Annotated in this window: 16 protein-coding genes and 1 other RNA gene; 8 read left to right on the top strand and 9 right to left on the bottom strand. The window is 63.0% G+C overall.

Annotated elements, in window-relative coordinates; all coding sequences use genetic code 11:
* A partial coding sequence (locus AADA04_RS04055; RefSeq protein WP_340691959.1) for an enoyl-CoA hydratase-related protein occupies window positions 1–225 on the top strand: 225 nt, incomplete at its 5' end.
* A gap of 119 nt (window positions 226–344) precedes the next feature.
* Here the strand turns inward: AADA04_RS04055 and AADA04_RS04050 are convergent.
* Entirely contained in the window at window positions 345–965 is a 621-nt protein-coding gene (locus AADA04_RS04050; protein ID WP_340691958.1) for a GNAT family N-acetyltransferase, read from the bottom strand.
* Between the two features lie 139 nt (window positions 966–1,104).
* Here AADA04_RS04050 and AADA04_RS04045 point away from each other — a divergent pair, with 139 nt between their 5' ends.
* Window positions 1,105–2,358, top strand: a complete 1,254-nt coding sequence (locus AADA04_RS04045; RefSeq protein ID WP_340691957.1) for a TCR/Tet family MFS transporter — start codon at window positions 1,105–1,107, stop codon at window positions 2,356–2,358.
* Window positions 2,359–2,425: 67 nt separating this feature from the next.
* On the opposite strand, the gene AADA04_RS04040 is transcribed toward AADA04_RS04045, so the two are convergent.
* Window positions 2,426–2,710 (bottom strand): hypothetical protein, encoded by a 285-nt coding sequence (locus AADA04_RS04040; protein WP_340691956.1) that lies wholly within the window; start codon window positions 2,708–2,710, stop codon window positions 2,426–2,428.
* A gap of 116 nt (window positions 2,711–2,826) precedes the next feature.
* Here AADA04_RS04040 and AADA04_RS04035 point away from each other — a divergent pair, with 116 nt between their 5' ends.
* Together AADA04_RS04035 and AADA04_RS04030 are read left to right on the top strand one after the other, a co-directional pair.
* Entirely contained in the window at window positions 2,827–3,387 is a 561-nt protein-coding gene (locus AADA04_RS04035; RefSeq protein WP_340691955.1) for an HAD family hydrolase, read from the top strand.
* On the top strand, window positions 3,384–4,076 hold the full coding sequence (locus tag AADA04_RS04030; RefSeq protein WP_340691954.1) for an aspartate/glutamate racemase family protein: 693 nt from the start codon (window positions 3,384–3,386) through the stop codon (window positions 4,074–4,076). Before AADA04_RS04035 ends, AADA04_RS04030 begins: the two co-directional genes overlap by 4 nt.
* 55 nt (window positions 4,077–4,131) lie before the next feature.
* Here AADA04_RS04030 and AADA04_RS04025 read toward each other — a convergent pair whose 3' ends face one another.
* From AADA04_RS04025 to AADA04_RS04000, 6 genes are all read right to left on the bottom strand, one after another.
* On the bottom strand, window positions 4,132–4,569 hold the full coding sequence (locus tag AADA04_RS04025) for an EVE domain-containing protein (protein WP_340691953.1): 438 nt from the start codon (window positions 4,567–4,569) through the stop codon (window positions 4,132–4,134).
* Between the two features lie 74 nt (window positions 4,570–4,643).
* Entirely contained in the window at window positions 4,644–5,462 is an 819-nt protein-coding gene (locus tag AADA04_RS04020) for a heme-dependent oxidative N-demethylase subunit alpha family protein (RefSeq protein ID WP_340691952.1), read from the bottom strand.
* Window positions 5,463–5,467: 5 nt separating this feature from the next.
* Window positions 5,468–6,094: a methyltransferase domain-containing protein gene (locus tag AADA04_RS04015; RefSeq protein ID WP_340691951.1), complete on the bottom strand. Its 627-nt coding sequence runs from the start codon at window positions 6,092–6,094 to the stop codon at window positions 5,468–5,470.
* Window positions 6,091–6,810, bottom strand: coding sequence for a hypothetical protein (locus AADA04_RS04010; protein ID WP_340691950.1), 720 nt, complete (start codon window positions 6,808–6,810; stop codon window positions 6,091–6,093). Before AADA04_RS04010 ends, AADA04_RS04015 begins: the two co-directional genes overlap by 4 nt.
* A 123-nt stretch (window positions 6,811–6,933) precedes the next feature.
* Entirely contained in the window at window positions 6,934–7,734 is an 801-nt protein-coding gene (locus tag AADA04_RS04005) for a sulfite exporter TauE/SafE family protein (protein ID WP_340691949.1), read from the bottom strand.
* Window positions 7,731–8,189, bottom strand: a complete 459-nt coding sequence (locus AADA04_RS04000) for a metalloregulator ArsR/SmtB family transcription factor (RefSeq protein WP_340691948.1) — start codon at window positions 8,187–8,189, stop codon at window positions 7,731–7,733. The genes AADA04_RS04005 and AADA04_RS04000 overlap by 4 nt, the downstream gene beginning before the upstream one ends.
* Before the next feature lie 67 nt (window positions 8,190–8,256).
* Here AADA04_RS04000 and AADA04_RS03995 point away from each other — a divergent pair, with 67 nt between their 5' ends.
* The 3 genes from AADA04_RS03995 (at window position 8,257) to AADA04_RS03985 (ending at window position 10,844) form a co-directional block, all read left to right on the top strand.
* Window positions 8,257–9,120 carry an MBL fold metallo-hydrolase gene (locus tag AADA04_RS03995; RefSeq protein WP_340691947.1) on the top strand — a complete coding sequence of 288 codons (864 nt, stop codon included), beginning with the start codon at window positions 8,257–8,259 and terminating at the stop codon, window positions 9,118–9,120.
* Between the two features lie 63 nt (window positions 9,121–9,183).
* A complete protein-coding gene (locus tag AADA04_RS03990; protein ID WP_340691946.1) occupies window positions 9,184–10,086 on the top strand; it encodes a DMT family transporter in 903 nt (300 codons plus the stop codon).
* A complete protein-coding gene (locus AADA04_RS03985; protein ID WP_340691945.1) occupies window positions 10,086–10,844 on the top strand; it encodes an N-acetylmuramoyl-L-alanine amidase in 759 nt (252 codons plus the stop codon). Before AADA04_RS03990 ends, AADA04_RS03985 begins: the two co-directional genes overlap by 1 nt.
* Here the strand turns inward: AADA04_RS03985 and AADA04_RS03980 are convergent.
* Entirely contained in the window at window positions 10,841–11,764 is a 924-nt protein-coding gene (locus AADA04_RS03980; RefSeq protein WP_340691944.1) for a YhjD/YihY/BrkB family envelope integrity protein, read from the bottom strand. The two genes, AADA04_RS03985 and AADA04_RS03980, sit on opposite strands and share 4 nt — an antisense overlap.
* Window positions 11,765–11,831: 67 nt before the next feature.
* Here AADA04_RS03980 and rnpB point away from each other — a divergent pair.
* Window positions 11,832–12,152: RNase P RNA component class A (rnpB, locus tag AADA04_RS03975), an RNA gene on the top strand; the annotation flags it as partial.

Genomic DNA, 12,152 nt, shown 5'->3' with positions numbered 1-12,152 from the left:
CTGGTGCGACCTGCGCGTCGCGTCGGACTCGGCGCCTCGCGCGCCATGGACCTGGTCCTCACCGGCCGCGAGGTTGGCCCGGACGAAGCGCTCGCCATCGGACTGGCCAATTATGCCGCCCCCGCCGGCAAGGCGCTCGACCGCGCCATCCAGCTCGCAAGCGACATCGCGGCCTTCCCGCAAACCTGCCTGCGTGCCGACCGCCTGTCGGCCATGCGCCAATGATGGACAGCGCGCTGAAGGCGGAAGTCGAAGGCGGCCTCGACGTGTTGAAATCCCGCGAGACTCTGAAGGGTGCGACCGCCTTCACAAAAGGCAAGGGCCGTCACGGCAGCTTCTGACGCTCAGGCCGGATGCAGGTGGAACCAGTCATCCCGCGTCATTTCCCACACTAGGGAGGCGCGCGTCGTGCCGTCCGGGCGGGTGCTCTCAACCTCGCCTTTCCGCGCGAACCCGAGCCCGTCCAGCATGCGCTGCGTCGCCGTGTTCTCGCGGCTCGCTGTTTCGCAGATCAGATTGAGGCGCAGTGAATCGAACATCCAGGTGAAGCTCTCTGCCGCGCCGCGTGTGCCCCGGCCCTGACGATGCTGCGACGGGTGGAGCGCACCGCCCAGTTCGCCCGCCGCCCACTCGGGCCAGACCTGTATATCGCTATAGCCGAGGATCCTCCCCTCGCCGTCGTCGCGCACGAACAGCAGGCCTTCGCCCGCCGCGCGCTGGGCAAGGTGATCCTCGATGAACGCCAGCACGTTCGCTTCGGTCAGGGGGCGCGGCAGGGAATAGATCGGCGCGTGCACGGCCGGGTCAGACAGGAAGACGAGGAAAGCGGGCGCGTCGCCAGCTTGCGCCAGGCGCGATGCCTCCGGCCCGCCGCCCAGATGCGTGGTGGCGCGCACAGAGTCACGGATCTCTGCAATCCGTGACGCCACAACGTCCATTCGCGTGACCGGAATACCCTCTGCCATGGCCTGATGCCTCTCCTGCAATGCCCACGGGAATTTCTGGGCGACGCCCGGGCGCCGTCAAACTGACGGCCCACGGGATTTGGTGCAAGCCTGACGCGACGCGATTGACCTTTCCTGCATTCCCTCCCAAAGCGTGGGCATGACCGATACCCCTGCCCTCCGGAAACACGGCAAGAACGCGTTTCTCTTCGTTCTGGTGACCGTTGCCATCGACATGCTGGCCTTCGGCCTGATCATTCCCGTCATCCCGAGCCTGATCCAGGATATGATGCATGTGCCGCCGGAAGACGCGACGCTCTGGCTCGGCCTGCTGGCGGCCACCTACGCGCTGATGAACTTCCTGTTCGGACCGACCGTCGGGGCCCTGTCAGACCATTTCGGACGCCGTCTCGTCCTGCTCGTTTCAATTGGTACGCTCGCCATCGACTTCATCATCATGGGGTTTGCCGGATCGATCTGGCTGCTCTTCATCGGGCGGGCCCTGTCCGGCATTTCCGGCGCAACCTATTCGACCGCCAATGCCTATATCGCGGACGTGACCGAGCCCAAGGACCGGGGCCGCGCCTTTGGCATGATCGGCGCAGCGTTCGGCTTTGGCTTCGTGTTCGGCCCGGTCATCGGCGGCTTCCTGGGCGAGATCAGCCCGCGGGCGCCCTTCTTCGCCGCTGCGGGCCTCGCGGCAGTGAATTTCTGCTATGGCTTCTTCGTGCTGCCGGAATCGCTGGACAAGGCGCACCGTCGGCCCTTCGCATTCAAGCGCGCCAATCCGTTCGGCGCTGCCAAGCACTTTTCCAAGCTGCCCCAGGTTTCATGGTTCCTGCTGGCTGCAGGCATTTACTTTCTCGCGCACACTGTCTTCCCGGCGACATGGTCGGTGCATGGCGAAATCCGCTATGACTGGAGCCCCAAGGAGATCGGCTTCTCGCTTGGCCTTGTCGGCGTCGGCGCCGCTGTCGTGCAGGCGGGCCTCATGGGGCTGATCCTGAACCGGATCGGCACCGTGCGCACCGCCTTGCTGGGCATGTCGGTCAGCGTGCTTTGCCTGTTCGCCTATGCCTTTGCCGGACAGGCCTGGATCGTCTATGCGATCATCCCGATTGGCGCGCTGGGCGGCGTGACGGGTCCGGCGATCAACTCGCTGATGTCGACCCTGACACCGCGCAATGCGCAGGGCGAATTGCAGGGGGCGAGTTCGAGCCTGAATTCCCTGGCGATGATCGTCGGTCCGCTCGCGATGAATGGCATACTCTACTACTTCACGCATGACAGCGCGCCGTTCCGGTTTGGCGGCGCCGCCTTCCTCCTGTCGGCGCTGCTGACCCTGCTTGCCATCGTGCCGTTCATGCGCGGGGTTCGCGAAAACCGGGACGCCCTCCCGGCGGCAGCCGAATAGAAAAGGCGACCCGGCCAAGGCCGGATCGCCAGGTATTTGATTGAAATCGTGTCAGAGCGCGAAGGCGCTAGCCTTTGTTCTTCATGACCATGCCGGCGATCACGCCGAGCACACCACCACCAACGCCGCCTTCGAGCAGGCTGTTAATGATGTTCATGGGCGACGTCGCCCCGGCTGCGGCATCGCCCAGCACTTGTATGCCAGCTGCATCAAGGCCGAAATGCGCGCCAAGGCCACCGATAATCCCGCCGACGATTCCGCCGGTGCCACTGCCACCAGTCAGCTTCGCAATGATTGGACCGAGCACCGTGCCACCGACGGCGCTCAGAATGAGCGGTAGATATTGTTCCATAGATTTTGCCCTCCCATGGGTCTTGGTTGAGGGCTCTTGTCGGCCCTTCAGTGGGGAGACAACCGCGTTTTCCCGCGCAGGTCCAGTCGTTTTGACACGGGGGCAGGTGTTGCAACTTGGGCGGCACACAGGCAAACACCGCCGAGATGATCCATCAGCGCCCTGCTCTTTTCCTCGACCGCGACGGCGTGATCAACGTCGACAAGGGCTATGTCAGCCGCGTTTCCGACTTTGAATGGATCGACGGTGCGATTGAGACAATTGCGGCCTTCAAGGCCCGCGGCTGGTTCGTTTTCGTGGTCACCAACCAGTCCGGAATCGCACGTGACTATTACAGCGAGCACGACATGCACGTGCTGCATGACTGGATGCAGGGCCATCTCCGCGCAAAGGGCACCGCCGTCGACCGCATCTACTATTGCCCGTACCACGCGGAAGGCGAAAATCCGCGCTACCGGCGCGACAGCTTCGACCGCAAGCCCAAGCCCGGCATGCTGCTGAAAGCCATGGCCGACTTTCCCGTGAAGCGGGAGTCGAGTTTCCTGATCGGCGACAAGCAAACCGATATCGAGGCCGCCCGCGCTGCCGGTGTAGCAGGCTTCCTGTTTACCGGCGGTGACCTGTCGCAATTTGCCGAATGGACGCTTGCGGGCTTCGAGGAGGGCAATCGCGGATGAAAACAATCGGCATCATCGGCGGGATGGGCCCAGCCTCGACGGTCATCTATTACGAAACGCTATGCGAACTCGCGCGCGCCCGGTCCGGCGGCAATGCCAGCGCCCGCGTGATGATCGACGCGCTGGATTTCGGTCATGTGCAGGCACTGCAACAGTCGGGCGCCTGGGACGAGGCTGGCCGCGAACTAGCGGACGCCGGCAAGCGGCTGGAACAGGCAGGCGCCGGACTGGTCCTGCTCGCCACGAATACAATGCACAAGGTGGCTGCGCCCCTGCAGCAGGCCCTGACGGTCCCTTTCGTGCACATCATCGACGCCACAGCGGCGCGCCTCAGCGCTGACGGGCGCCGCGCGCCTGCCCTGCTCGGCACCCGCTACACGATGGAAGAGCCCTTCTATCCGGATTACCTCGCCAATGCCTTTGGCGCGCCGCCCATGGTGCCGGAACCCGGCGAGCGTGATGACATCCACCACATCATTTTCGACGATCTCGTCAAAGGCATTGTCACGCCGGTAACGACGCATCGCTATATCGACATCGTTCAGACGCTCGCCGCGCGCGGGGCCGATAGCGTGATCCTCGGCTGCACGGAAATCGGGCTCGTCCTGAACGCAGCCAACAGCCCCCTACCCGTCTACGACACCGCCCGCATCCATTGCGAAGCTGCGATGGACCTCGCGACGGCCTAGACCGAACCGAGCGCTCATCCTGAGCGAAGTCGAAGGACGAGCCTCTCTGATATACTTAGACTGGCTTCAGCGTCTTTGGGTCTATCCCGCCCATCCGGCACATCTCTTTCCACTCGGACGCCAGCACTGGCTGGACCGACAGGCGGAAGGATTTGACCAGGCTCATCTCGGCCAGTTTCGGATTGGCCTTCACGTCTTTCAGCGACACCGGCTTGGGCATGTCGGCCAGCGCACGGATGTGGACACAGTCCCAGCGGGGGTCATCGGTCGTCGAATCCGGCGCGCTGAGGGCGCTGACTTCACAGATGCCGACCACTTCCAGCCCCTTGTTGGAATGATAGAAGAACACCTGGTCGCCCAGCTTCATGTCGCGCATGAAATTGCGCGCCTGATAATTGCGAATGCCGGACCATTCCTCGCCCGCCTTGCCTTTCGCCTTCTGCTGCTGCCAGCTCCAGGCATCGGGTTCGGATTTCATCAGCCAGTAATTCATGTCGGTCTCCGGTGTGTCCGTGTCCGCGCCTGATCTAGGCGGCGCCGCGCCATTCGTCCACCCAGGGGCCAGCCTCAGGCAAGCTGCGCCAGGGCGGTGCGCACCAGCCGCTCATAGACCGGCCAGCCCTTGTAGTCGGCCAATGCCGGATCGATGCCACGCCACGCCGCCTCGAACGCGCGCACATGGTCGGCGTCCGGCAGGGCCGCCGCCAATGGATCGATACAGGTGCGGATGGTGAACACGATGACGCCTGTCCGCGGCAATTTCGAGATCGTCTGGCGTTCGACCCGAAAATGCAGCAGTTCAAGCGCTGCCTCATCAGGAGCCGCCCGCGCCATTGCCTTCAGCGGTTCGCTGCTCGGCGTGAAACGCGCCGAGCCGGCCTGGACAGTCCAGTTGAACCGTTCGAGCACCGTGCCCGGGGCAAGGCCGTCAAACATGCGCGAAATGCGCGAGACGAGGCCCGGATTGGCGCCAGGCACCGTTGTGTGCAATCCGGCCAGCGGCTGGCCGATCTTGTCCGCCAGAGACCAGAAGGTCGGCGCAACAAGGCTGGCCGCCCGCAGCACCCATCGGCCCGTATCGTCCGGCAGGAGGAGGCAAAGATCGTCGGAGACTCGTGCTGCCGCCTGCTCGAGCGGGCTCTCCCAGGCCGGATCGCCGGGGCCTGCGACGGCGAAGATGGCCTCTGCCGTCTCGGCGATGGCATCCGGGATGCCCGTGTCGGCAAATACCTGCGCGCGATGCGTTCGCAGCAACACGGTCTTTTGAGGCAACCAGCTTTCCGCTTCGCTGTCAGGCGACAGCCACGTGGCTGGATCAATCGGCTTCAGGCCCGGCGCAAGGCTTGGCGCTCCTGCGAGATAAGGCAGGTAGGACGGTGTGCGCATGTTCGTCAGGCCGCGCGTGCAGCGCCCCAGCTGACAAAGCCCGCCACGCGTGGCGTCGATGGCAGGTACATGGTTTCGACATCTTCCAGCGTGAGGCCGGCTTCCGTGAACAGCGCTGTCACGTCGCGCGTCAGGTGACAGCCGCCCGCCAGCGGCTTCCACACTGGTTCGATCCGGCGCTGCCATTTGGCGACGCCTTCATCCGGCGCCAGTCCGTGTTCGGAAAACAGGATCCGCCCGCCGGGCTTCAAAACGCGCCGCGTTTCGGCCAGCGCAGATTTCCAGTCCGGGATCGTGCACAGCACGAAGGTGATCACGGCCGTGTCGATGGAATCATCTTCCAGCGGAATGGCTTCGGCGCCTGCTTCAAGGAATTCGATCTGGTTGCCGAAACCGAGCGTACCGGCCTCGCGGCGCGCCTTGACCAGCATGCCTTGCGACGGTTCGAGCGCAAACAGGCGATCGACCTTGCTGGCGTCATACATGGCGAAATTGGTACCCGACCCGCAGCCGAGCTCAAGCACACGACCCTCCGCCTTCGGAACAACTTTTTCCCGCTGCTTCATGATCGGCTTGGAGCCACAGGCACTCGCGATCAGGTTCGGGACGACGTAACGCTCCCAGGGATTCATTTCTGGCCACCATTCGTCGACTGGAAACCGGGATAGGTTCCCTTCTGGATCAGCGTCTTCGTGGCCTCGGTCGGCCGGGCGACAAGCGCGTCCTGCGTGATGTTAACATCATATTCGAAGCCGTCACCCATGGGCTGGTAGGTGGCCGAGCCATATTGCGCATCAATGCCGAAACGCTTGCCTTCCTTTTCCGCCAGCGCGTGCACGTCTAGCCCCGGGTTCTGCGACAGCGCTATGCCATTGGTCTGGGCGTCGGTTACCGCATCGGAGGAAAACCGGCGCGCATCGCGGCCTTCGAGATATTCCAGCCGGTAGATCGAGTCATAACCGAGCATATTCGCGACCGGCAGGAACTTGATGACCTGGGCGCCGATCTCGAACTGGTCGCCGCGCAGGATCGGTTGGGCACCTGTCGTCTCGAGCAGTTTCTGGCCATCCGAGAATGTCACATCGACATGGTAGGAGCCGGGCGCGTTATCCACGGCGGCGAATTTGATATGCGCGACATCGCGCTCGAAAGTCAGGCGCTTGTAGGTTTGCAGGTTGAGACCGGCAAAGGCCACGATCCCGGCCAGCCCGAGGAAGCCGACGCCAAACAACAGGCGCGAACCACCGGCGAGCGGTTTCAGGGTCGCAAGTTTCCCGAAGCCGGCAAACAGCAGCATCAGGCCAATGACGCCCGCCACGGCTGGCAAAATCCACCAGATCAATCCCATCCCACGTCTCCATATTCTTGTTCGTGCCACCCACCCGCTGGCATGTTTTATCAACTCTGACCTATATCAGCCCCAAGGCAAGAGTTCAGCAAGCTTGTTCAGTCCGACTGCCTTGCCCGCGATTTACGCAGCATGAACAGTCAGGGCGCCGATTGCGTTCCACGCGACATAGGCTGCGACGACCAGGATCATCACGGCAAAGGCGACGCGTGCCGTCCGCACGCGTTCGGACAGCGCACGGGAAATCACGATGCCGATCAGGCCGCCCGCCGCCCCGCCAGCCAGCAAGAGCAGGACAAGCCACCCATCCACCATGCCGGACAGGGCATAATTGGCAGACGTCGCCGCGCCGAACAGCGCCACCGACACGAGCGACGAGGCTGTCGCGTTCGACATCGTCATACCGGCGGCCAGCATCAGGCCCGGCACGATCAGGAATCCACCACCAATCCCGAAGAATCCTGCCGCCATGCCCACAACGAGGCCAAGCGGCGCGATGCGCATCGTGATCGACGGGGTCAGATGCACATCCGGGTCACCCGCAAACGCGGGCTTGCGGAACATCGACAGTGCAATGGCCGCCATGGCCACCGAAAAGGCCAGCAATAGCTGGCTGCCGTCTATCTGCTTTGCGATTGTCGATCCGATGATCGACCCGACAAAACCGGACAGGGCAAACACGATCGCACATGGCCATTTCACTGTGCCGCCGCGCCAGTGGCCGATCAGGCTGAACAGCGCGATGGCCGCCACAGCAGCTGCTGACGTGCCAATCGCCATGTGCGGATCCGTAACGCCGACAACATAGAGCAGGAGCGGTGCCGCCAGCACCGAACCGCCGCCGCCAAACGTTCCCAGAAACACGCCAATGATCGCCCCGCTCGCAATGGCGGCAAGAATCACAAAAGGCGTCAATTCGATCATTTTCCAGCTCGCTTTGCAGGACGCGACCAAGGCTTGGGCGACTTGCGCCCATCCTGCGCCACACTGGCCGAATTCCCATCCAGAACAAAGGGACATCCCGCGAAACAGTCCTTCGGTCCGGCAATCTCTTGCGCCTCGGCCAGGATTTCCGGGCAATAGATGGTCGCCAGCGTCGTGATCACGCGAATCGCGGCCGGGTCGGCAATCGAATAGAAAATCGACTGCCCCTGTCGGCGCGTACGCACCAGTCCTTCCTGGCGCAACACGCCAAGATGCTGTGACAGCGAGGATTGCGACAGGGCGGTGCCCTCGCGCAATTCGCCGACCGACATTTCCGTATCGCCAAGACGGCAGAGGATCATCAACCGGTGTGGATTGGCCATGCTGCGCAGCAGGCCTGCCGCCTCGGCGGCCTTGTCCTTGAACCGTTCGGGATCGAGAAGTGAAGCAATCATGGGGTCAATATATTATGTCTTGTTAAATTAGCAATCACTAATATATAAGGAAGGAAAGGAAACTCCCATGCCCCAGATCAAAGCCTTCTTCGACGACAAGACATCGACGGTGACCTATCTCGTGTGGGATCCGGAGACCCGTGACGCGGCGATCATCGACCCCGTGCTCGATTATGAACCGCATGCCGCACGCCTCACGACGGCGTCAGTGGATGCGATACTCGAGACGGCGCGCGATCTCGGCCTCAAGGTCGTCTGGGCGCTCGACACCCACGCCCATGCCGACCATCTTTCAGCCACCCACCATATCCACGAAGTGACCGGCGCCAGGGTGGGAATCGGTGCGCGCATCACGGAAGTGCAGCGGGTCTTTTCCTCCATGTTCCACGCCACCGATGTCTGCCCCAATGGCGGCGCCTTCGATGAACTCTTCGATGATGGCCAGACGTTCGCTCTGGGCGACCTGACCGTTCGCGTGATGCATACACCGGGTCACACGCCAGCCTGCGTCACCTATATCATCGATGATGCCGCCTTTGTCGGCGACACATTGTTCATGCCGGACTACGGCACGGCCCGGGCCGACTTTCCGGGCGGCGATGCGGCGACGCTCTACCGCTCGATACAACGCATCCTGGACCTACCGCCGGAAACCCGTGTTTTCGTTGGCCATGACTACCTGCCCACGGGACGCGACCATCCAGCCTGGGAAACCACGGTCGCCGAACAGCGCGCGGCCAATGTCCATGTGCACGAAGGCGTGGACGAAGACGCGTTCGTTGCGATGCGCAAGGCGCGTGACGCGACGCTGGGTGCCCCGCGCCTGATCCTGCCATCCCTGCAGGTCAATATCCGCGGTGGCGCCATGCCCCCACCGGAAGAGGATGGTCAGGTCTACCTGAAGATTCCAGTCAATCGTCTCGGCGTCTGACATTGCGTCAGGGCAAGGCTAAAATCCCTGCCCTTTGCCGCCAAAGCCTGATATCGGGCTGGCATGGCTTTCCGCGACTTCCTGCTTCTCTTTGCCGTCTGCCTCGTCTGGGGACTCAACATCGTTCTGACCCGCTGGGTCGTTGCGGATGTCGGCGTGCCGCCTTTGTTCTTTGCCGCCGTGCGCTTTACCGGCGTGGCGCTGTTCCTGATTCCGTTCCTGAAGCCGAAGCCCGCCGATCTCAAAATGCTGTTCATCATCGCGATGCTGATCGGCTCCCTGAATTTCGCCCTCCTGTTCATGGGCTTGCAGCAGGCCGAAGCCTCCGCCGCAGCCGTCACGGGCCAGCTTGGCGTGCCGATCTCGACGCTGATGAGCATGGCCTTCCTGGGTGAGACGATTGGCTGGCGGCGCGGGCTGGGCATCATGCTCGCCTTTGCCGGCGTCGTGCTGATTGCGGTCGACCCGGGCAGTTTCGGCGTTTCGGTCGGCCTGCTTTATATCGTCGCTTCGGCCTTCATCGGATCGGCCGGCGGCATCCTGATGAAGCGCATGTCGCCGATCAGCGGGATGCAGATGCAGGCTTGGGTCGGCCTGTTCAGCTTCCTGCCCCTTTTCCTCGTCTCCAGCCTGTTCGAAACAAACCAGATCGAACGCTACATGGCCGGCGGTTGGCCCGTCATCCTTGCCAGCCTGTTCGCGATTGTCGGTGTGTCCATCTTCGGACACGGCGCCTTCTACACGCTGATCAAGAAATATGACGTCTCGCTCCTGTCACCGCTCACATTGATGACACCGATCTGGGGCGTCATCTTCGGCATCGTCCTGCTCAACGAGCCAATCACCGCGCGCCTCGTGCTCGGCTCGGTGATCTCGCTGACGGGCGTATTCGTGATCGCCGTCCGGCCCAATTATCGCATGCCAGAGGCGGCCTTCGGCAAGAAAATCGGCCCCGGAGACAGCTGATGCAGGTCGATCTCGCACCCAGCCCCAATTTCAACGACCGCAAGTTCCCGGTCGACATGCTGGTCCTGCACTATACCGGCATGGACAGCGGCGACGCAGCCCTCGCCCGCATGCGCGATCCGGCATCGGAAGTCTCGGCCCATTACATGGTCTGGGAGGACGGCCGCATCGTCCAGCTCGTCGGTGAGGACAAGCGCGCCTGGCATGCCGGCGTCTCCAGCTGGCAGGGCGACGACGACCTGAACTCGCGATCCATCGGCGTGGAAATCGTCAATGGTGGCCATGACGTGCCCCTGGCGGATGGCACCCTTCCCCCGTATCCGGACGTCCAGATCAACGCCGTCATCGCCCTCTGCCACAGCATCCTTGCAAACCATGATATCCCCCAGTCCCGTATCGTGGCCCATTCCGACATTGCCCCGGCCCGCAAGACCGATCCGGGCGAACATTTCCCGTGGGCGCGTCTGGCGGCGTCTGGCATCGGCCTCTGGCCGACTGCCGCAATCGATCAGGAATCAGGCACCCCTTTGCGCGCTGGCGCTGGTGGCGAGGCGGTCAGCAGCCTGCAGGAAGACCTGACGCGCATCGGATATGGCTTGTCTATTACAGGCACCTACGATGATGCGACCGGACTGACCGTGCTGGCTTTCCAGCGTCGCTGGCGTCCAGGCCACCTCTCGGGTGAGGCCGATTTCCAGACACGCAACCTGATCCGAAGTGTGCGGGACCTCGGCGGGCGACAAGAGCCAGGCGTCTAGGCCAGCACGTCGCCGTCCACCTCATCCTCTTCCGCGGCGAGCCCCTCTTCGGGTATGCGACTGGCCCATTCGGCAGCCAGCGCCGCGCCAAGCAGGAGCGACGCGACCGATACCGACAGCCAGATGAATCCGAGAATGACCGAGGCCAGCGCGCCATAGAATGAGTCGAGCGCCGAGAATTTGAGATAGACATGGAAGGCCCATGTCGCGCCCATCCAGGCCAGCGCACCGGCCGCTGCGCCAGCCGCCTTGGCCCTGTGTCCCTTGATCCGCCCATGCAGGGAAAGCGCAATGATCAGGTAGAACATCGCAAAGCAGGCAAGGCCCTTCCCGAGCCAGAGCTGGGACGCGATGTCCGACACACGCTGGGCAACGTCAAACGCGACAAAGCCCTGATGCTCGGTAATGAACGAGGCCATCAATTGCAGCGCGCCAAGGATCCAGACCAGCAGGATCAGCAGCGCTGTCATCAGGATCGAGACACCGTTGAAGCGGATGATCTTGCTGCGCCGTTCGCTGCCGGTGACCATGCGGATGCCGGTGATCGCCGCCTTCGCGCCGGAACTGGCGGTGTAGAACACCACGATAACCGCGCCGAGGGCCCGCAGGGTCAGGCTGCGCGTGGTCGCCCCGCGGATCGTGTCGAGGTCTGCCTTGGACAAGGGCGCCACCGCCGAGACCAGAACCTGGTCGATCGTGTCGGACAATTGCCGGCTGATATCTGCTGGCAGCAGCGCGAACAAAAGGGTCACGGTCAGGTAGATCAGCGGGAAGATCGAGAACAGCGCATAGAAGGAAATCCCGCCCGTCACGATGCGCACTTCCGGCTTGGACAGGCGCACCATCGCATCCCATAGCGGGATCAGCAGCCAATGCTTGATGATCTGAGGCACCGGCAGACGGTTGATCAGGTTGCGCATACAGCCTCCGGGAGGAATCGATCAGGCTTTGTGCCAGCGCCAGTGTGCGCTATATACCCGACAATGACCAGACGGCCGGGCAGCCGCTGGTGGTGGGGTAACCTGCCATTGGAGGAAAGTCCGGGCTCCAGGGAGACAAGGCGGCGGATAATATCCGCCCGGCGCGAGCCGAGGGAAAGTGCCACAGAGAGCAGACCGCCTCCGGCTTCGGCAGGAGGTAAGGGTGAAAGGGTGGGGTAAGAGCCCACCGCGGGGCTGGTAACAGTCCCGGCAAGGTAAACCCCGCCTGGAGCAAGACCAAGTAGGGGGCGCATATGGGATGTCTTCAGCCCGCGCCCCGGGTGTGTCGCGAGAGGCAGGCTGTGAGGCCTGTCGCAGAGGAATGGTT

The organism is Hyphomonas sp., assembly GCF_037969335.1.
Taxonomy (GTDB): domain Bacteria; phylum Pseudomonadota; class Alphaproteobacteria; order Caulobacterales; family Hyphomonadaceae; genus Hyphomonas.
Note: the sequence above shows the minus strand (reverse complement) of the source record. Positions and strands in the feature narration are given on the sequence as shown.